This window comes from Pantoea ananatis PA13 (assembly GCF_000233595.1).
Classification (GTDB): domain Bacteria; phylum Pseudomonadota; class Gammaproteobacteria; order Enterobacterales; family Enterobacteriaceae; genus Pantoea; species Pantoea ananatis.
The window spans coordinates 1,872,433-1,892,612 of record NC_017554.1 but is presented as its reverse complement, the minus strand read 5'-3'; the positions used below and the strand labels follow the sequence as shown (position 1 = coordinate 1,892,612).

Here is a 20,180-nt window from a genome sequence, read left to right as displayed (position 1 = left end):
AAGCGTCTATCTAACATTTTATGTTACTGATTAGCAAGGTGGGATCATTCATCCTCTCGGTAATGATGAATTCCCTGATGATCGATTTCAGCGCTGTCATTCATCGCCAGCAGCCACTCTTCGAGACGTTCAAGCAGGGCTTCATCGTCCAGTTTGAGTTTACCGCGTAGCGCGCATTCCCAGATAATCAGCACCTTCCAGCCACTCTCCCGCAGCTGCCGGACATAACGCCGATCCCGTTCTACATTACTGTTTATTTTGCCCGTCCAGAACTCGGTGCGCGTGGCGGGGATCTTAAACAAATAACAGTGGTGGCGGTGCCAGAAGCAGCCATGCACAAAGATAATCGCCTGATGCGAGGTCACGACAAAGTCAGGGCGGCCTGGCAGGTTTTTGTCCTGTACCCGATAGCTGAATCCACGATCTTTGAGCAGCAAGGCGATTCGCTGCTCTATGGCAGTGTCCTGTTGACGAATTGCGCGCATATTTTTACTGCGCGTTTCGCTGGAGTGAACGTCGGCCATAGCACCTCCTTAATAGCGACTTATTCAACTTTAGTCGTCGCCCTGAAAAGTGAAAGTCGGCCAGATAAAAGCAGAGAAAATATTTTCACCGCCAGCCCGCGCCGTTTTGATCTGACGCGGGCAATTGTGCCTTTCTGACGCTGGCGCACACTGAAACACTATTCTGACCTGCGCCCGCAGATTTCCTCCTCGGGCAAGGAGTGTTAGCATACGCGCTTCACTGTTAAGGATATTTGCATGCACGCTGTCGCAACCGCTGAACCTCTTCTCCCTGCTGTTCTGCATTCCGATGAACTGAACATGTTACAACAGGTGCTGTCGATCTATTCCGTTAAGGACGTTGTCGCACGTTTGCATCAGGCAGGCTTTCCGCACTGGACGCCGCCACTGCTGAACGCTATTCGTCAGGGCAAGCGCGCGTTACCCTCGCTGGCCGCCGCAGAACTATCGCTGTTGCAGGATTTGTTGCCTGCACGTCCTGCCCATTATGATTCTCCCGATTTCCGCTTTATCGATCTGTTTGCCGGCATCGGCGGTATTCGACGTGGCTTCGAGCGCATCGGCGGTAAATGTGTATTTACCAGTGAGTGGAATAAAGAGGCGATTCGCACCTATCGGGCGAATCACTACAGCGATCCGGCAGAGCACCACTTTAATACGGATATTCGCCAGGTCACGCAGCCAGCCGGCCTTACTGACGAACAGGCGATCTATCAGTCGATTGATGCGGCCATTCCCGACCATCAGGTGCTGCTGGCGGGCTTTCCCTGCCAGCCCTTTTCTCTGGCGGGCGTCAGTAAAAAAAATGCGCTGGGCCGGGCTCATGGCTTTGAATGTAAGGCGCAGGGCACACTGTTTTTTGACGTCGCCCGCATTCTGGCGGCAAAGAAACCGCCATTCTTCGTCCTGGAAAACGTGAAGAATCTCAAAAGCCATGATAAAGGCCGGACGTTTGCGGTGATTATGGAAACCCTGGACGAGCTGGGCTATGACGTGGCGGATGCCCAGGCTGGCGCGCCCGATCCGAAGGTGATTGATGCACGCTTTTTTTTGCCGCAGCATCGTGAACGTATCGTTCTGGTCGGCATCCGGCGGGATATTGCTGGCTCAGCGCAGTTTAGCCTGCGCGACATTCGCCAATTTTTCCCCGCCCAGGTGCCCAGCCTACAGAGCCTGCTGGAGCCGCAGCCCGACGACAAATACATCCTGTCACCCGTATTGTGGCGTTACCTCTACCAGTACGCTAAGAAGCATAAAGCACGGGGTAACGGGTTCGGCTTTGGCCTGAATGATCCACACAATGTGCATTGCTGCGTGCGCACCCTGTCAGCCCGATACTATAAAGATGGCTCAGAAATTTTAATCGATCGCGGTTGGGATCGGGAAAAAGGGGAAGCCGATTTTCTTGATGCCGCCAATATGGCGCGGCGGCCCCGTCGGTTAACGCCGCGAGAATGCGCGCGACTGATGGGATTTGATAGTGCAGACAGCCATCCCTTCCGCATCCCGGTATCCGATACGCAGGCCTATAAACAGTTTGGCAATTCGGTGGTGGTACCGGTGTTTGCCGCCGTGGCGCAGTTGCTTTCGCCCTATATCCGCCAGTTGAACGCATAATTCCCGCTAAAAGTTGCGCTTAGGCGCAACAATTCCTCTCTTTTCCTGCCGTCCGGCGGGATTGTCACAACGCCGTCATGCAAGCCCAGAATACTGCTGCTTTTTCAATGGATGGGTAGAATGATGTCACCTCTCACTTTGTTGTCGCGGCACGTGCTGAAAAGACGTTCCCGCTTTAGGTTTCCGGCGATCCCCACCTGGCTAACCAGCCTGCGCGGGAACTTTATTTTGTTCGTGGTGCTGTTTTGTTTGCTGCAGTCCATCGGGATTGTTCTGCTGACCGCTCAGGTGAGCCAGAACAAAGTCAACCTCACCCAGGCCAGCGCCATGCGTGACCGGCTGGCCTTGCTGGACCGCGCACGCGTCGAGCTGCTTACGGCCAGTGATAACAGCCACCGCGCCGGGCTGTATTTAATGGAAGATCAGAAAAGTGGATCGGTTGACAGCTGGAAAAGTCTGGCAGAAACAGCCAAATCGTCTTTGCTTCATGCTGAACAGCTTTTTGCTCGCTATCACGCCGCACCCGGCGGCGAACTGCAGCAGGGCTTTACGTTGCTGAAACAGGGACTGGAGGAGCAGCTAAAAGGTCTGGAGGGGAATAACATTGACGCCTTCTTTATGGTACCGATGCAGGCTTACCAGCAGCAGTTCAATAGCGCCTGGTTTAACGAGATTACGCAGACCAATAAACAACTCACTGCGGTTAACAGCCTGACCCTTCAGACACTCATGGAAAGCCGCAACCTGGCGCTAATGGTGACAGGACTGCTGTTTGTCCTGCTGCTGACCGGCGGCATATTGCTGCTGCGTGGTGTGATCGTCCCCTTACGTCTGGCCAGTCGACAGTTACAGGACATCGCAACCGGTGATTTAATCAACTGCCCGGTTCCACCGCGTTTGCAATCGCTGGAAACGTCCAGACTCTTCAACGCAGTGGCGGAGATGCGCCAGGGGCTGCGCACCATCGTGGCTGAAATTAACACGATTGCGGCAAGCGTGGCCGAAGGTACGCGTGAAATGCAGCATACTAATGAGCAGGTCAGCGAACAGTATCAAGCGCAAAACAGCAGCTTTAGCCATATTTCCCAGCGCCTGCATCGCGTGTCTGAAGAAGTCGAAAACAGCACCCTGTTTTCTCAGCAGGCCTCTGAACAGGCGCATTTCGCCGACGATCTGATGCAGCAATGTACGCTTCAGGTGGATGAGATGGAGGTTCAGATGCGCCATATCGTCGCCTCCTCCGGCGAAATCGCGGGTATCGTTGAGATGCTGGACGGCCTGTCACTGCAAACGCGTTTGCTGGCGCTCAATGCCGCCATCGAATCCGCTCATGCGGGCGTGTATGGACGAAGTTTTGGCGTGGTCGCGAAAGAGATGGGCAACCTGTCAAACAAGAGTGGCGAATCGGCGCAGCAGATCAACGGTCTCGTTAATCATACGCAACTGCACATTTCAGAGGGCTTCAATAAGGTGAAATCGCTTGAGGCGCTGTTTAACCAGATAAGCCAGTCGGTCAGCGCCGTTGTGACACAGTTGCAAGAGCTGCAGGAAAACGCCACCGCACAAAGCCGCCGCGTGACGGGCATTGCTGCAGAAGTGGTGGCGCTGGATAAACAGCTTCAGACGAACGAAAGCCTCACCGCCCGCCAGGGCCGCACGGTCGATACGCTACAGCAGCAGGCCGCGCGCCTGGCCGAAAGCGTGCAGCAGTTCCGTATCACCCTGTAGCCGTTAAGCTTTGGATGTAAAAAAGCCGCCAGTGTTAAAGGCGGCTTTTGATCGTTTTGCGGGGACAAACACCGAATTTTACGATTTCTTTTTCTTGCTCTGCTTCTTCAGCAGCGTGCGCAGCTGCTTGATTTCGCTGGAGCTTAATGCATCCGATGTGTCTTCCTCTGTATTCTGGCTGTCAATGACAGGCTGAGCAGGCGCATTGAGGCTGGACTGAAGCCGTTGCACGATTTCCTGACTCATTGACACCTGATTTTCCAGCGCCAACTGTTTGATGTGTTCTTTCAGTGCAGGATCAATTTTAATCGTTAAATTAACAGTTTCGGTCATTTCATCACTCCTTTATTGTTATTACTGCCACGCTACCGGATGACTGTATCGATTCCTATACTGTCATAAAAATTTAATATTCAGCGTGTATAGGGCTAAAGTCGTGGAGTACTGACTCATCCAGACTGACTAAGTTGCCTTGCAGTTCCGCACACAGCTTGGCCATATAGTGCACCAGAAAGTCCGCATTGTGTTCTGCCAGCCTGCGCCCTGCTTCGGTTTGCATGGTTTCTGGCAACCGCAGTAGCTTGGTCTGAAAGTGATCCAGCGTCCACTTAACATCATTGAGTTCCCGATCTTTACCGAGCGGATCCTCGCTGTTAAACAAGGGGCGATTCATGGAACCTGCCGTATAAAACACCCGCGCCAGACCGATAGCACCGAGCGATTCCAGCCTGTCGGCATCCTGCACAATTTTTGCCTCCAGCGTTTTTGGCGTAATGGCGGCACTGAAGCTGTGCGACTGAACCGCATGCATGACCTGCTCGATCAATTCCTCAGGAAAATCGATGAAATCCTGTTGTAAAATGCGCTGCGTTTCACTGGCGGCATAGGTGGATGCCTTGTGACGCTCAGGGTGGTTTTTCGGTAAATTCACCACATCGTGAAAATAACACGCGGTCAGGACCACCAGCGGATCGGCCTGGGTGCCGGCCATAATGCGTTGAGCGCTCATCCATACGCGGCGTAAATGTGCGATATCGTGCGCGCCATCATCATGAATCCAGTTGTTTTCAAACCAGGTCTCATAGCGAGCCTGCCAAAGCGTAAGTGACATATTCTCTTTCCTGTTGGGTTGACGTCCGTCCTGACTGACGATGAATTACGCGCTCAGGCCCGACCATCATAGCGAATGGCTAATGACATTTTCTTTACACAGCAGAGGAATATCGCCCTTGCCCCAGGATAATTTCGAAAAAAAATGCGACGCTGATCATTTTTATAGCATTTTGCCGTAATTAAAACGTCAGTTTGCTGCTTTTTCAGCCTTGACTGATTTAATTGCGGGCAGGTTAATTAGTTTAATAAATGTAATGATTAATGATAGGCATTTTCTCGGGGAGTAACAAAAAACATGACATAACCTGTTCGCACTTATCATTAAAATCGGCAAAAGTTACACACAGATAAATCTGAAAAGGTTCCTATTTTTGCCGATATAACGTACTGTATTCTCACTATCAGATGTCCCGGAACGCGCATTGACAATAGCATTGTTGATTTTTTATCCGCCCCCGTTTTTCGGGACAAAAATCACCAATGCTCAGATGACTATGAGACGGCAAATTGTTAAGGGTAATGATTTATAGTTTTTATGATATTGCCACCATTTAGATGCCCTTGTTGTTTTAGCAGTAACCGGGTTCTACTAATAAAAAGAGGTAATCCATGAAAGAGCGGCCGATTCTTTTTTCCGAACAGCGGGTTCGTGCCCTGTTAGTTGGCCAACAAACGCAAACCCGGCGCATAATGAAAACGCAGGCTTTTGGCCCGGGGCAGGATCACCACGAAGGGGTTCATGCTTTTGACGTTCAGGCTAACCACCTGCATGGCGATAAAATGATGTCGATGAATGACATTCGCTATCACTGCCCGTACGGTATGCCGGGCGACGTGCTTTGGGTGCGCGAAACCTGGCGTGGGCCGATTGTGCCGCAGGATGCCCTGGCGGATTACGAGCGCGATCCCGTACCGTTCCGCACGCCGGAATTTTGCCAGTACCGTGCTGACAGCAATGAACTGGGTCAGCATACGCTGAGCGGCCCGGATGACGAGCAGTTTGGCTGGCAGACGGCCATTCATATGCCGCGCTGGGCCAGCCGTATCAATCTGCTCATTACCGATGTGCGTGTGGAGCAGATTCAGGATATCAGTGAAGATGACATCATGGCTGAAGGGGTCCAAACCGACTCGCACTTTCTGAATAACTTTTTCACCATGAATGTGAATTCAGAAATGCCAAAAGAAGCCTATCGCAAGGCATGGCAGAAACAGTACGGTGCAACCAGCTGGCAGGTAAACCCGTGGGTGTGGGTCATTGAGTTTGAGCGCGCCGGGCGTGAGTAAATTTAGCCTGCGCTTTGCGGGCTAAATCACAGACAATCTCCTCGCTAACGGTTTGAATATACCGTCTTCATCCCTGAAGCCCGACAATGCCAGCATGACGTTTCGATGCTGGCATTTTCCTGTCTGGTCTCTCAGGATTCTGCGACAGCAGCATTCAGTGCGGAACTTACGATGTTAAAATGGCCATGGAAAACGCATAGCGATACCGCCGTCACCGAATTGCCCTGGCAGGCCGGTCTGGCACAGCCCATCTTTACCCTTCTCACACAGGATGAACAGCAGTCGCTGACAGAACTGGCCCAGCGCTTTCTGCAGCAAAAAAAGCTGGTTCCGCTTGAAGGCTGCCAACTTGATGCGCTACGTAGCGTGCGTATTGCCCTGCTGTTCTGCTTACCCGTGTTGAAACTGGGTCTCGACTGGCTGGATGGCTTTCATGAAGTGCTCATCTATCCTGAGCCCTTTAATGTGGCGGATGAGTGGCAGGATGAAAACGGCCTTGTGCATCACGCGCCTGCCGTTCATGCGGGCCAGAGCTGGACGCAGGGCCCGGTGATCCTTAACTGGCTGGATATTCAGGATTCCTTCGATCTGTCAGGGTATAACCTGGTCATTCATGAAGTGGCACACAAGCTGGATGCCCGCGGTAGCGGCTACACCAGCGGCGTTCCACTGATTCCTCTGCGTGGCGTCGCCCAGTGGGAAAAAGACCTGCGTGAGGCCATGGCTGAGGTTGAAAATGAGGTTGAGCTGGTCGGGGAACAGGCCGCCAGTATCGATCCTTATGCCGCCAGCGATCCTGCGGAATGCTTCGCGGTGTTATCCGAGTATTTTTTTACCGCGCCGGTTCTGTTAGCTGAACGCTTTCCCGCGATGTATGGGCATCTCCAGCAATTTTACCAGCAGGATCCGTTAAGCAGAATCCAGATGACTGATCGGTGATTTGTTTACTTCGCGAACGCTTTGCATTAAAGCTAGCCAGTTGAATGCTAAACGCTTTTTTACAGTTGACACCTTGAGGCGACCTCGTTACTATTCGCCTCGTTCACACGATTCCTCTGTAGTTCAGTCGGTAGAACGGCGGACTGTTAATCCGTATGTCACTGGTTCGAGTCCAGTCAGAGGAGCCAGATTTAAGAAGCCTGCTTAGGAAACTGAGCAGGTTTTTTGCTTTTCTGCGTTTACCTTTTACATCTAAAATCTCAGCTCAGAATGGCCTCCAGTCTGGCCACCACTTCATTCACAATAACTTCAGGTATTCGTTCAAGATATTTGCCGTTCCGGGCTTCCATATCAAGGGTTCTGGGCTGGTCACAACGAATTACCCCCGTTGTTTTCGTTCCTGCGCCATCCAGTGAAACAGTAAACCCCGCTGCGCGGGCAAAGTTTCCGCCGTTGGTCACGGGAACAACCACAGGTAGCCGCGTAAACTGATTAAAGGACGCCGGAGAAACAATCAGTACTGGACGCCTTCCGCTTTGTTCATGCCCGGCATTCGGATCTAGTGAAACGAGCCAGATTTCCCCTCTGTCCATCTACAGGAGCTCCTTGCCCACCGCAGGCGCATCAATCCATTCCCGACCCTCTTCGCTTATTTCAGCGTGCGGATCGCACTGCGCCAGTAGTTCTTCGAGTGAATAGCGGGGACGTTTTTGAGGTTCAATTATGAGGCAGCCACTATCAATGGTCATGCCCACTTCGCTGTCCGTCGACAGCCCCAGCGTTTTCAGCACGGCGGGAGGGACCGCCAGCATGACAGATCCGCCAACCTTTTTCAGACGAGTGGTATACATAGAGCACCTCCGAATATTATATTTTAATATAACATCTGCGGCAGGCGATGCACAATTATTCATCAGATTCATTGTGATTTCCTTAACGTAATAAAGCGTGAAGAAAACCTTAATCCATCAGAGGACAGATCCGGCAGTTTTCAAAGGCGGCATTGCCGGTAAAACGGCGACCATCCTGATACATCAGGTGCTTCTTTCAGATCATGAAGCACTTCGTGCAGTCAGGAACTTAGTTCGTGGTAAGAAGGCCGATAATAGAAAACTGTTTTTGCGGTTCAAAGGATTATGACGGATCAGATAAACGAAATGCGGCGCAGCTTCCGTATCCGGGCTGCGCCGGAGGAACATCAGCGATAGCGCGAAGGCCAGATTTTTTCAGGCTCGACGTCTAACGTTTCAGCAATCAATCTTTCGCCTTTGGGCCAGCGGCGGGTAAGCGCATTAGCCAGTGTGGGGGACGCTAGCCCTGCCTGACGGGAAACCGCCGCCAGCGACGTTTCCCGTTTTTCAGGGCCGCAATAATGTCGGCGGGATGCCAGTCCTGTTGTGTCATGCCGTCACCTCGCCGATAAACTTCACGCCGTCGGCTGTGCGGAGCCAGCGCGGGGCTTCCATTTCGGCAGCGAAATAGTTGATCAGTTCATACAGCAGGCAGCTAAGGTGCTTCTCCGTTTCAGAGGCAAATCCCAGCCCCGACAGAGTTTGCGTGATAGCAAGGCAGTAACGACAAAGCTCCGTACATTCAGGCTCGAAACGGGGAGTGGTCGCAGGGAGAATGTCAACGGTAAGGCTTTCAACCAGTTACAAAAAACCATCGAAGGTTTTGCCACGCGTTATAAAACACTTATACAAAAAATACCGGTAGAAACGTTACGCACTAAACTCAAGTTCTGGTTTGTTACGAACCGTCCAGCACTGCATTTCCGACGCGAATCGGCGGACTGTATCCTCCTGGCATTGCGCGTCTAAAAAGCCGGGGCCAGAATGCACACATTCTGGCCCCGTCACGGCTGGCGTTATGAGCCGGAGGGCTGATGTCAGCACGCGCCGGAGGCTATTTCGCGCCCTCTGCCAGCTGTCGCAGCATCTCAATGTGAACAGGCTTATCGTTAAGCGCAGGGATATAGGTAAAGGACGTTCCCCCTGCATGCATGAAGATTTCTCTGTTCTGCTCATCCAGTTCTTCCAGCGTTTCCAGGCAGTCTGCCGCAAAACCCGGGCTAATCACCTGCAGGTTTTTTACCCCTTCCGCAGGAAGATTTTTGATGGTTTCATCGGTGTACGGCGTTAGCCAGGGCTCTCTGCCAAATCGTGACTGGAAGGTCATCACAATCTTCAACGATGGCATGTTAAGGGCTTCGGTGAGCAATTTGGTGGTTAACGCACAGCGATCCTGGTACTTATCCCCTTCGTTAGAAAACCTGACCGGTATGCCATGGTAGGAGACCAGTAGCGTATCCGGCACGCCATTGGCCTCGAATGATTCCAGCACAGAGGCTTTTAACGCCTCGATGTAGGCAGGATGATCGGCATAATCGTTTATGAAGTTGATCGCCGGCGTGTAACGGTTTTTCATCGTCTGCAGGTGACGGCTGACGCTGTCCCAGACGGAAGAGACGGTGGACGAGGAAAACTGCGGATACAACGGGATGACGATAATTTTATCGACACCTTTGGCCAGCAGTTTGTCAATGGCGCCGCCAATGCTGGGCTCGCCATAGCTCATTCCTAACTCGACAGGCATGCCCGTCAGCGCTTCGAGTGCGCGAGCCTGGCGAACGCTGTAAACCATCAACGGTGAACCTTCGTCCATCCAGATAGAGGAGTACAGTTTGGCCACGCGTTTGGCGCGCAGCGGAATAATCACGCCATGCAGGATTGGGCACCACAGGATCCTGGGTAAATCGACCACTCTGTAGTCGTGCAAAAATTTAGATAAAAACGTTTTAACCGCAGCAGTTGTGGGTTCTTTTGGTGTTCCAAGGTTAACAATTAAAACACCCTGTTTATTCGTCATTAGCTGGGACCTCTGAAAACCCATGGAAAAAAAGTGCCTGAACACTGTAGCACACTCAAGGACATCATCACCTCCGTCCTGGCCGCTGGCGTGCGCGGAGGCGAAACGAAAACCAGCTTAACTCACCCTTCGGATCGGCACCGACCGCTGAGTCAACGTTCAACGCCCTTTGCTGTCTCCGACACGGCCATATGCCCCGGGCTGTCGGTACAGGCCATCAATGAAAACACGCAAGCGCACCTGACAGTTTGCAAAAAAGTAAATCTGGCTCGCCGCGCTTCAATACATTTTCAGGCAGTGAATACCACCACGCGCAGCGACACCGCCTTTTTTAGTTTTTAACTCTGCGTTGCCTGAGGAGTCAAAAACAGTGGGTCGTATCTTACCATCGCCCTGCTGGCAAACGACCAATAGCTCTGATAAGTCCTGTCGCCCTCCAGGCCGGTTCGTGCTTTTTATCGCCATAACTGATGACAAAACGATCGGGTAATCCCCTGACTATTCAGGGGGGAACTATCACATCTTGTCGATATTTCGATTTATCAAAGTGAATATTGAGCATGCTAATATTTAGACGTCTATGCTCGTGCTGCCCGATTCCGCTTAAGTTCAGAAAGGTCTGGCGAGCGAGTCGGATCATGCAGCACATTCACTGTGCTTCAGCCAGGACAAAATAAGACCGAATACGGTCATGAATCAGACTGATGCAACCACTTTCGCCAACAGGCGGTTCGGGACAGGAATCATTATGCATAAAGGGGTTTCTACAGGCGAAGATGCGTTGCTGCAACACAGGTCATTTGTGGCCTTCTGGCTGGCCCGTACCTGTTCTTCGTTTGGCTTTCAGATGTTTTCCGTGGCCGTCAGCTGGCAAATCTATGCGATTACCCACAGCGCCATGGCACTGGGCATGATTGGCCTGATGCAGTTTCTGCCTTCGGTGCTGTTAGCCTTGCCCGCAGGGCATCTGGCAGATCAATTCGACCGTCGTCGTATCGTGGTGATTGGGCAACTCATTGAATGGGCCGCCCTGCTCGCCCTGGTGGCGCTGACGCTACTGCACTGGGCAGATAAGATTGAAATTTGGGGGTTGGTCTTCCTGATCGCCCTGGCTAAAGCACTTGAGTGGCCTGCTATTACCTCAATGCTACCTGCGCTGGTCCCGCCATCGATTCTGGCGCGCGCCATGGCGGCCAGTTCCGTCGGCGGTCAGGCCGCGGTGATTGTCGGGCCGACGTTAGGCGGACTGCTTTACGTGGCCGGTCCCGAGGTTGTTTACGGGGTTTCAGCGCTCTTTTATTTGCTGTCGCTAATCTTAGTCAGTCGCCTACGTTACGAACGTCCTCCTCAGGAACGTATGCCGATGACCCTGTCGAACATGTTTATGGGCGTGCGCTTTATTCGCGAACGCAAAGACGTGCTCGGCGTGATATCGCTCGACCTGTTTGCCGTGCTACTGGGCGGTGCTACTGCACTGCTCCCTATCTTCGCCCAGGATATTCTGCACACCGGGCCATGGGGCCTTGGCCTGTTGCGGGGTGCGCCGTCGGTAGGGGCGCTGTTGGTCGGCGTCTGGCTGAGCCGCAACAAGCTGGAAAAGCACGTCGGCATGATTATGTTTGGCTCCGTTGCGGGTTTTGGCCTGGCGACGCTGCTGTTTGCCCTTTCCACCAAACTGTGGCTTTCACTGCTGGCGCTGGCGGCGCTGGGCGGTTTCGATATGGTGAGCATGGTGATTCGCGGCGCGCTGGTTCAGTTGGATACACCGGATACGATGCGCGGCCGCGTCAATGCGGTTAACGCCATCTTTATCAATACCTCAAACCAGTTGGGTGAGTTTGAGTCGGGGCTGTTAGCAGCATGGATGGGCGCGGTGCCTGCCGCGGTGATTGGCGGCGTCGGGACGCTGGTAGTGGTCGGGCTCTGGATGACGCTGTTTCCGAATCTGCGCAAAAGGCAGAAGCTTGAGAATGAAACGGTGGGGTGATTGCGATGTTGAAGGCTGCAGCACTGAGAAATGCGCTTATTGACTGGCAAAGCCTGGCTGCAACATTGAATGCTGCAGGCTTTATCGCTATAGCCCAACCGCAAGTAGGGCTAAAATATTAGCAGATACACTGTGTAGTGACAGATAACAACGAAGTGCGCGAGTATTTTAATTTTACTAAGCAGATGATTAAGTAGATTAAGTGCAGGTATATTCAAAGGATCCAACCACACTAAATAATAAAACCGAGTAAGGCTGAGTTCTCTTTCTCGGCTTTATTTGCGAAATCAAATAAACTGAGAAGGTATATCCATATTATCAAACTGGGTTATTATTGGTAAAATACCACCCTCAAACTTAACTCCACGAAAGTCACATTTTTTTAATTTCGCATCAGTAAAGGTGCAATTAATATATTTCGTTGCTCTAAACTCAACTCGATCAAAAACAGTGCCGGTAAAATCACAGTCTACAAATCTTACGCGACGACCACCGTACTCAATTCCGGAGGATCCAGCCACAAACTTTGCTTTGACAAAATGACTTTCTTCACACACTGCATCATCCATATTGATTATTAGTTTACTTTTTGAAAAATTGCATCTTTTTATTTCTGCTTTGCATAAAAGAGCGCTATCTAAACACGCGTTTTCAAAGTCTACATTCGCAAGAATACTATTATTAATACTTCCTGATACTTTCGAATAAGACATATCAGTATTCGTTATCTTTGATTCGAAGAGGTTTACAGCCTTTAATTCACTTAATAGCGCAAAGAGGCCAATTGTCACGCCTGAGAGAAGAGTGAAATTTTGCTACTTAGTGACAGGCGGTGAGCATCCGTATATTCCGGGCTGAACTGGCCTCGTTTTGCTTCAGGTATTCGATGCACCGGTCAGCAGCAGAATCACAAAAATCCCCCCGATGCCTGCCGTAATAATCCCAATCGGCAGCTCCTGCGGTGCCAGCAGCGTTCGGCTGATGATATCCCCGCCACAGAGCAAAACCGCGCCGCCCAGGCCACACAGCGGTAACAGCAGACGGTGCTTTACCCCTGTGACCGGTCGACACAGGTGCGGTACCATCAGGCCGACAAAACCAATCACCCCGGTGAGCGCGACCAGCATTGAGGTCGTCAGCGCGCAACAAAGAAAGACTTCAATCCGCAAACGACTGACGTTAATCCCCAGCGACAGCGCCGTTTGTTCGCCCGCCAGCAGCCCGTCCAGCGAGCGATGACGCATCAGAGCAAAGCCACTCAGCAGAACAACACCAGCAAGCGCAACAGGCAGATTCTGCCAGCTGGCCAGCCCCAGGCCACCCAGCGACCAGAACATCACCGAACTGGCCGCTCGCTGATCGCCAGAGAAAATAAAATAGCTGGTGAGCGCGCCAAACAGAAAAGACACAGCCAGCCCACAGATGATCAGGTGTGCTGGGCTGCGCAGTTTTTTGAAGTAGAAAAGCAACATGACCGCAGCGGCAGAACAGAGCCCGCCCGCAAAGGCGGCAACCGGCAAGGTCAGCTCACCTAACCCGTTACCAAAACGGGTGATGACCAGCACCGCACCAGCCGAAGCACCGGAAGAGAGACCAAAAAGAAAAGGATCGGCCAGATCGTTGCGGGTGGTGGTTTGCAGCAGCGCTCCCACCATCGCCAGCCCGGCACCGGTCAAGGCTGCAAGCAACGTGCGCGGCAGGCGGAGATCGATCACAATCCGGCTGATCATTTCAGACTGAGGCATGGCGATCAGTTCCAGTGCGCCCAACACCTGCGTCAGGGATAACGCGACCGTGCCTTTGGCAACGCTGATTAACATCAGCACTGCCAGCAGAAGGACGCAAAAGCACAAGATGCAATAAAAACGGTAAGGTGTAGCATTCACGGCGCGGTTCCTGAATACAGGGCGCGCGCCAGTTTCTCCACCGCGGCAATATTAGCCGGGCCTGGCGTCAGCTCAGCATACTGCAGCTTCAGATAACGATGATGTTTGACGGCTGGCGTGAGTTTCATCAGCGGATGACTTTCCAGGAAATGCCGAAGGGCATCCGCCCCGCCGCCGGTTTGATAATCCAGCAAGATAATGAAATCAGGTTCGGTTGCCGCCACACTTTCCCATGACGTGGTGCCCCAACTGATATCCAGCCCCTCCAGCGCATTGGTTCCGCCGGCGGCTTCAATGATGGCGGTTGGCATGGCATATTTTCCGCTAGTAAACGGCTTATCTTCCCCGGAGTCGTAGACAAAGACCTTTAACGGCCGGACCGCGCTGGGCCGTTGAGGAATCATTCTCAGGCGCTCCTTCCAGTGATCAACTAAAGCCTGCGCCTCAGCCTGTTTGCCAAAGATTTTACCTAACGTCAGCTCATCGTGATAAAGCAGATCCATGCTGGCTTTATGCTTGTCCTTTTGGGTAAAAACGCAGCTTTCACTCAGCACCAGCGTCTTGATGCCGTACTGACTTAACGAGGCTGGCGTCACGTCGCCGCCCACCTTCATGCCATAATTCCAGCCGGCAAAAAAGAAGTCAGGATTCACCGCCACCAGCGTTTCCAGAGAGGGATACTTAGGCGCCAGCTCAGGAATGGCCCCCATCGCCTGCTTAAATTCCGGTGTCATCTTGTACCAGCCACTAATGCCCGTCAGCCCGACGATGCGATCCTGCAAATGAAGCGCAAAGGCCATTTCTGACATATTGAGGTCGTTAATGACCGCCCGCTCAGGCGGTGCATTAAAGGTAACCGGCTGACCGCAGCTTTCAATGGTGACCGGGAAATCGGCCGCGAGGGTTTGTCCAACAGGAATGCTCGCCAGCCATGCCGCGCAGCAGAGCCTTAACAACGAATCAGGCACAGTCTGGCACCTCGAAAATGCGTAAATGACTCCCGTTCGCGGGATGCGATACGGTAAAACTGTTTAAACCGAATACCGGCCGGAGATAGCGGGATGACAGGGCGCGAGCGGGCGCATCACATACTACCTGCTCCCCCTGTGACAGAATCAGCACGCGGTCGGCAAACGTATCTATCAGTGATAAATCGTGCAAGACCGCCACGGCCGTGATGCCTTTGTTTTTGATTAACGTCAGCAGCGCATGTCGGCCAAGGGGATCAAGATGATTGGTCGGTTCATCCAGCAGAATCAGCTGTGGCTTTTGGGCCAGAACGCGCGCCAGGGCCGCTCTTTGCCGTTCACCGCCTGATAACGCATCTAGTGAACGTCGCCGTAACGCCGCCAGCCCTGTTTCCTCTAGCACCTCACTCACAACGCGCTGATTGACAGAATGTGGACAGGCGCGCACATGAGGAAGACGACCCAGTCCAACGTAATCCTCAACCGACAGCCTCAGGTCAGGCACGTCGTTTTGCGCCATGACGGCGATACATGTGGCTAACTCCTGCCGTGTGTAAGTTTTGATGCAGCGACCGTTTAGCGTTATCTCATCCTTCTGCACCGCCAGCTCACGGCTGATCGCCCGCAGCAATGAGGTTTTGCCGCTGCCGTTCGGCCCGATAATTGCCAGGCGCTCCCCTGTCCCGATGCCGAAAGTGATGTTATTGAGCAGGCAGCCGCCATCAGGTTTGCACAGCGTCCCAATGCCCACCCGCAATATTGATTCACTGGCATGTAGTATTTCTGGCTGCATCAGATCACCTCAATTTTATGTTACGTTATAACATAACAATGGCAAGGTAGAATAACAAGCGCCCAGTTGACATGAAAAAAAGTGCCGACGACGCGGCACTTAAAGACAGGGATAACGAATGACGGAACAGGCTATTTAAATCGGTTATGCAACAGGCTGGCCGTCATCGCTAACATGCCTGCCCCCAGAGCGCTATGCAGCATAAAGGTATTCAACATAACGACTTCCTCGCGTTTACCGCTGTCCTGAGCGGTCACACTGCCTCAGCCAACTTTTCCTCGTTGGCCTCTTTCTCAATCAAGCGCATCAGCAACGATACCCGGCGATCGGTACGCTCTGGGGTATCCGGTGGCAGGTTGTAGCGCAGGGTGTAGAGCTTGCCCTTCTCGTTGTAAAAATCCACCACCAGCACAGGCAGAATTCCGCCTGGCACTTTATTGTAATTCACCGACAAGCGGGTCCTGCCTAGCTGCAGTTTGGCAGCCATGACGGTCTCGCCGACCAGTTTAGGATACAGGCTACGATCTTCGGGCACGCTGATGACTCTCATAACAGCCTCCTGATTCTCCGCTTGATAACATAGTGCGGAGAGCGCTGTTCACGCTCCCCGCTGTCGGGTCAAACTGCCATTAAGCCTGATGTTCAATCGCCTCTGAGGTGCGGTGTTCAATCGGAATGCGGCGAGGTTTCTCGCTTTCTGGCACCTCATGATGCAAACCGACCCGCAGCAGTCCATCCTGAAGCCGTGCGGTGGTGACTTTCATATGTTCAGGCACGCTGTAGCTCAGACGGAAGTCTGAACGACTGATGCCCCGATGCAGCCAGCCGCTGTTCTGGCCTTCTTTGTCCGCCTCTTTATCTGTAACCACCTCTTTCTGGCCGGTAACCGTCAGGCGACCGCCCGCCACCTCGATCTCCAGCTCGTGTTCTTGCCAGCCGGGGACACTGACGGTGAGCTCATAGTGCTCATTATCCGTTTGTCTGAGGTCATAAGAGGGTGAAACCGACACGGGCGCATCACCGGTCAACTGGCTGAAAAGCCGATCGATACGGTTGAACCGGTCTGAGAATGCAGAATCTGCAACAGAAGGAAACAGTGGAAAATTACGTAATGCCATGGTGATAACCTCCTGAATTAATCGTTCATTCAAAAGCTCATCTGAGTGGGGACCCTCCCCGTTTCTCACAAAAATTTATAGGATCTTTTTGGATGATTTCAAGGGATGAAAACGAAATTTTTTTGGCAGCTGGCGGGCCAGAACCTGGTGCCTTTTTGACGATGTTGAGTGACGCGCCGCGCCCTGTAAAAATGCCATGTCATCTCAACCGGGAGCGGCTTATTGCCTATCAGAAATGGTATTTAAACCGGACGCGTGCCCCGTAACGTTCGTTATCGCCACTGTGCCTTTCGGCATTAATCTGCGACCAGTAAGCGCCAAGGTAAATATCGAAATTTTGCATCTTCATGACATTGCGAAAACGGTAAGAGGAGTGGATGGTATGGATATCATACTTGCCTAAGATAAAGTCACTCAGGCTGGCTCCGCTGATATACTGTATCGTAAAGGCTTTCACATCGTTACGCGCGTAGATATAGCCAAGCTGAAAGTCGCGCCATAGTCCATTCAGCCCAGCACTGAAGTTTTGTTCTTCCGTCGCATCCATATAGGCCGTGCTGAGATTGATGACCGCCCCTGAATCTGGATTCGCACGTTGCCCGTCCCAGCTCAGCGTGGCGACATATCCATTGCGCTTAGACTGATCCTTAAACTGCCCCCGGTTATCGGTATAACCATAGGCATTGTTCACCACGTTGCTTTCCATGCCGACAGCCGCCGTGACGTCGCTATGGCGCCAGGCGATAACCGGGCGCAAATAAATAACATTCTTTTTATGCTCCATTGTATTCCCATGGTATTCCCCATTCTGGAACAACCTCGTTCCGTCATTCGCCATGGCATTTAATTCAAAATAAAAACGTTGCCATGTTTTACTTAGCTGAATAGCCCCCGCCGATCCCCGTCCGCGCGCCTCTTTCATCATGTAGATATAGCCATAGCCATCTTCGTAGAGATCGTTGGCCGTGTTGCCGGAATATTCGATAAGCGTGTCCTGATTGAGCGGAAACATATCGAAGGCTTCATAGCGGCCTACTTGCACTTTCCAGTCTTTTTCCTGACCAAAGAAGAAAGCCGCGTCGTCTAACTCAAGCCCGCCAGAGAGATCGGCAAGCGGTTGCACGGTAAAGCCTGCAAAGGATTGATCCGCCATGCTTCGGTAACCGTCCAGCCCGATTAAAATTCGGCCATTGACGTCCCAGCGTTCCGCTTCTCCTGCCTTCCAGTTTTTATCAGCACGGGTTTTTAATGAGGTAATTTGGCCCGTTCTGCTTGCACCATCGAGATTGAACTCAACATCACCATAGAGTTTCAGCGCGCCTTGTTCTGTATCAAACGTTATCGAGGAAAATGAAGCGGAAGAGATAAAAACCAGTCCCCAGACATAATGCCGGTATTTCATAACCAACTCCTTATGCTAAATAACCCTGAGTGAATAAATTTCTTAAAGGAAGTGCTTTTTTGAGGCTGTAATAAATTCGTTATAATTTTTACACTGACTTATTTTTTCTATAATATCGTCGTCCAGAATATTGGTGAGGAAGTCATATATCAGCATACTGTCAATGAACTGGTCCTCACTGATGGCCAACATGAAAACAAGTTTTACCTGTTTACCGCGATCCCACTCAATGCCCTCGGGAAAGATGGCGACAGAGACTGTGGTGCGTAGGGCAACAGGCCCTAACGGATGCGGGATGGCGATTTTATCATCCAGCAGCGTTGACGCCCGCGCTTCACGATCTAATACCGACGATAAGAAATGATCGGTAACCCGCCCTTGCGCGGTTAACCTGTCGCAAAGAAACGTAATTAATGATGAACGGGTATAATCTCTCGCATTTAATACAAAAAAATTATCAGCAGAAAAATACGTTAGCATCGCGTTGACAGGCTGTGTTTCAGACACCAAATAATATTTTATATTTTCGAGCTGCCCTCTCTCTGGAAACGGGGGCAATAGAATAATACGTTTATTCTTCTCAACGATATTGACCAGGCTGATGACAATATCTTCGTAAACCTCAGGCAGCAGACTATATTGCTCAACGGAGATCTGCCTGACGATATCTAACCCCGGGTACATGCTAAGGATTTTTTGACACACGACTCGCGTCGAGGCCATCCCCTGATCGCTAACCACCAGCGCCCGCATCCCCTGACCACTCTGATGGCTGATACTGTCTTCCAGAATGGCGCCAATATGCATGACCAGGTAACCGATTTCATCGGCACTGATGGTCGCCTTGAAGAACTGGTCCAGTTCGCTGAATGCACTAAGCGTTAATTCATACATTAACGGATAGTGGCGTTTTATTTGTTCCAGTAAGGGATTAACAATGGTAATCGCGTTGTTGACGCGAATGCGCATGGCTCTGATATGGCTTAGCAGCGTCGCCTGGGACAGCGCGTCATAATTGACATGAATAAACCACGATGTACTCACGTAGCTCAGGAAGTGATTCATTATCGTGCGTTCAACAGCGTATTGTTCAGAGACCAGATTGTGGCTGGAGGTTGTGGTACAAAAGGCGACAAGATTCATGGCCATGAAGTCAATTTCACTTTGCGAAAACGGCATCGCCGGGTTAGCGCACAAAGACTGGAGTACGGCTTCAGCCAGCGTTTTCCAGCCAGGTTCCGCATCGCAAAATTCAAAATCCCGTAGCCATTTGCCTCGCGCCATCCTCTCTTGCGCAATCCCTGTGATCAGGCTTAAAAAGCGAAGATTCGCGTCACTTATCGCAATCCTTTTCTCTGCAAGGCACTGGCTCAATGCGTTTTTGCAGTCCGGGTATGCCGTAACCGGGCCGACATAACTGTCCTCGTCAGTTGCCTGAGTCAGGCGCAGTCGGTGGTCGTAGATGCAACGCCGAAAGGCAATTTCGCTGCCTTTAAGCGTAAAGATGTCCTCACCCTCCGACACAATACGCAATTGATAGAGAGAGACGTGACGCTTCAGCAACGTAATATCATTTCTTAAGCTGTAGATACTGATAAACCACTCGGCTTCCCGCTCAGCAAGACTCACGCCCTGCTCATCAAACAGCAGTGCCTCCAGCATGGCAGCGCGACGTTGTGCTCCCGAACGTGTTTCATTCCATGGCCGTTGGCACTGATTCAGTAAAACCTGCAGAGCCTCAGGCTCGCTAATCTGTAATGAGAAGCCGTTTTTTCGCGAATAGATAAGACGGTTACCAGACTGGCTGACGATGTCACCCACTTCTTTGAGGTCAGTACGGATGGTTCTTGTTGACACCTTCATCTCTTTTGCCAGGGCGGCCTGCGTGATATCGCCCTGCGCGAGTGTCATGAAGATGTCCCTGACCCGTTTGCTGGTGAACAGTCTCAT

The 20,180-nt window shown here is 51.8% G+C and carries 19 protein-coding genes, 1 tRNA gene and 2 pseudogenes; 6 read left to right on the top strand and 16 right to left on the bottom strand.

The annotated features are described in order from the left end of the window. Nucleotides 1–44 precede the first annotated feature (44 nt). Nucleotides 45–524 carry a very short patch repair endonuclease gene (locus PAGR_RS08840; RefSeq protein WP_014605558.1) on the bottom strand — a complete coding sequence of 160 codons (480 nt, stop codon included), beginning with the start codon at nt 522–524 and terminating at the stop codon, nt 45–47. A gap of 237 nt (nt 525–761) precedes the next feature. Here PAGR_RS08840 and dcm point away from each other — a divergent pair, with 237 nt between their 5' ends. Then, on the top strand, nt 762–2,141 hold the full coding sequence (gene dcm / locus PAGR_RS08835) for a DNA (cytosine-5-)-methyltransferase (protein WP_014605557.1): 1,380 nt from the start codon (nt 762–764) through the stop codon (nt 2,139–2,141). 111 nt (nt 2,142–2,252) lie between these two features. Continuing rightward, nucleotides 2,253–3,869, top strand: a complete 1,617-nt coding sequence (locus PAGR_RS08830) for a methyl-accepting chemotaxis protein (RefSeq protein ID WP_013026201.1) — start codon at nt 2,253–2,255, stop codon at nt 3,867–3,869. A gap of 78 nt (nt 3,870–3,947) precedes the next feature. On the opposite strand, the gene PAGR_RS08825 is transcribed toward PAGR_RS08830, so the two are convergent. Further along, on the bottom strand, nt 3,948–4,202 hold the full coding sequence (locus PAGR_RS08825; protein ID WP_013026202.1) for an Arc family DNA-binding protein: 255 nt from the start codon (nt 4,200–4,202) through the stop codon (nt 3,948–3,950). 73 nt (nt 4,203–4,275) lie between these two features. Then, nucleotides 4,276–4,980: a phosphohydrolase gene (locus PAGR_RS08820; protein ID WP_014605556.1), complete on the bottom strand. Its 705-nt coding sequence runs from the start codon at nt 4,978–4,980 to the stop codon at nt 4,276–4,278. 611 nt (nt 4,981–5,591) lie between these two features. Between PAGR_RS08820 and PAGR_RS08815 the strand changes: the two genes are divergently transcribed. The 3 genes from PAGR_RS08815 (at nt 5,592) to PAGR_RS08805 (ending at nt 7,396) form a co-directional block, all read left to right on the top strand. Next, nucleotides 5,592–6,269 carry an ASCH domain-containing protein gene (locus PAGR_RS08815; protein ID WP_013026204.1) on the top strand — a complete coding sequence of 226 codons (678 nt, stop codon included), beginning with the start codon at nt 5,592–5,594 and terminating at the stop codon, nt 6,267–6,269. 171 nt (nt 6,270–6,440) lie between these two features. Beyond that, a complete protein-coding gene (gene mtfA, locus PAGR_RS08810) occupies nt 6,441–7,208 on the top strand; it encodes a DgsA anti-repressor MtfA (protein WP_227022858.1) in 768 nt (255 codons plus the stop codon). Between the two features lie 112 nt (nt 7,209–7,320). Further along, a tRNA-Asn gene (locus PAGR_RS08805) sits at nt 7,321–7,396 on the top strand. Between the two features lie 72 nt (nt 7,397–7,468). Here PAGR_RS08805 and PAGR_RS08800 read toward each other — a convergent pair. From PAGR_RS08800 to hemH, 5 genes and pseudogenes are all read right to left on the bottom strand, one after another. Then, complete coding sequence (locus tag PAGR_RS08800) at nt 7,469–7,801, bottom strand: type II toxin-antitoxin system PemK/MazF family toxin (RefSeq protein ID WP_014605555.1); 333 nt, start codon at nt 7,799–7,801, stop codon at nt 7,469–7,471. Next, nucleotides 7,802–8,059: an AbrB/MazE/SpoVT family DNA-binding domain-containing protein gene (locus PAGR_RS08795; protein ID WP_014605554.1), complete on the bottom strand. Its 258-nt coding sequence runs from the start codon at nt 8,057–8,059 to the stop codon at nt 7,802–7,804. 347 nt (nt 8,060–8,406) lie between these two features. Next, nucleotides 8,407–8,612, bottom strand: a pseudogene (locus tag PAGR_RS23060) (helix-turn-helix domain-containing protein). Next, a pseudogene (locus PAGR_RS24105) lies at nt 8,609–8,860 on the bottom strand (hypothetical protein); the annotation flags it as partial. The pseudogenes PAGR_RS24105 and PAGR_RS23060, both read right to left, overlap by 4 nt. Nucleotides 8,861–9,113: 253 nt before the next feature. Continuing rightward, nucleotides 9,114–10,076: a ferrochelatase gene (hemH, locus tag PAGR_RS08785; protein WP_014605551.1), complete on the bottom strand. Its 963-nt coding sequence runs from the start codon at nt 10,074–10,076 to the stop codon at nt 9,114–9,116. A 748-nt stretch (nt 10,077–10,824) separates the two neighbouring features. Between hemH and PAGR_RS08775 the strand changes: the two genes are divergently transcribed. After that, nucleotides 10,825–12,063 (top strand): MFS transporter, encoded by a 1,239-nt coding sequence (locus PAGR_RS08775; protein ID WP_014605550.1) that lies wholly within the window; start codon nt 10,825–10,827, stop codon nt 12,061–12,063. A gap of 287 nt (nt 12,064–12,350) precedes the next feature. Here PAGR_RS08775 and PAGR_RS23050 read toward each other — a convergent pair whose 3' ends face one another. The 8 genes from PAGR_RS23050 to PAGR_RS08740 form a co-directional block, all read right to left on the bottom strand. After that, nucleotides 12,351–12,776 (bottom strand): pentapeptide repeat-containing protein, encoded by a 426-nt coding sequence (locus PAGR_RS23050; protein WP_014605549.1) that lies wholly within the window; start codon nt 12,774–12,776, stop codon nt 12,351–12,353. A 162-nt stretch (nt 12,777–12,938) separates the two neighbouring features. Next, nucleotides 12,939–13,949 carry a FecCD family ABC transporter permease gene (locus PAGR_RS08770; protein WP_013026214.1) on the bottom strand — a complete coding sequence of 337 codons (1,011 nt, stop codon included), beginning with the start codon at nt 13,947–13,949 and terminating at the stop codon, nt 12,939–12,941. Next, the gene (locus PAGR_RS08765) at nt 13,946–14,878 is read right to left on the bottom strand and encodes an ABC transporter substrate-binding protein (RefSeq protein WP_170934927.1); all 933 of its coding nucleotides are present in this window, start codon (nt 14,876–14,878) and stop codon (nt 13,946–13,948) included. The genes PAGR_RS08770 and PAGR_RS08765 overlap by 4 nt, the downstream gene beginning before the upstream one ends. 31 nt (nt 14,879–14,909) lie before the next feature. Continuing rightward, a complete protein-coding gene (locus PAGR_RS08760) occupies nt 14,910–15,710 on the bottom strand; it encodes an ABC transporter ATP-binding protein (protein ID WP_014605548.1) in 801 nt (266 codons plus the stop codon). A 253-nt stretch (nt 15,711–15,963) separates the two neighbouring features. Then, nucleotides 15,964–16,260 carry a hypothetical protein gene (locus tag PAGR_RS08755; protein WP_013026217.1) on the bottom strand — a complete coding sequence of 99 codons (297 nt, stop codon included), beginning with the start codon at nt 16,258–16,260 and terminating at the stop codon, nt 15,964–15,966. A 79-nt stretch (nt 16,261–16,339) separates the two neighbouring features. Next, nucleotides 16,340–16,828, bottom strand: coding sequence for an Hsp20 family protein (locus PAGR_RS08750; RefSeq protein ID WP_014593966.1), 489 nt, complete (start codon nt 16,826–16,828; stop codon nt 16,340–16,342). A gap of 229 nt (nt 16,829–17,057) precedes the next feature. Beyond that, nucleotides 17,058–18,230 (bottom strand): carbohydrate porin, encoded by a 1,173-nt coding sequence (locus PAGR_RS08745; protein ID WP_014605547.1) that lies wholly within the window; start codon nt 18,228–18,230, stop codon nt 17,058–17,060. Between the two features lie 42 nt (nt 18,231–18,272). Beyond that, nucleotides 18,273–20,180, bottom strand: coding sequence for a BglG family transcription antiterminator (locus tag PAGR_RS08740; protein WP_014605546.1), 1,908 nt, complete (start codon nt 20,178–20,180; stop codon nt 18,273–18,275).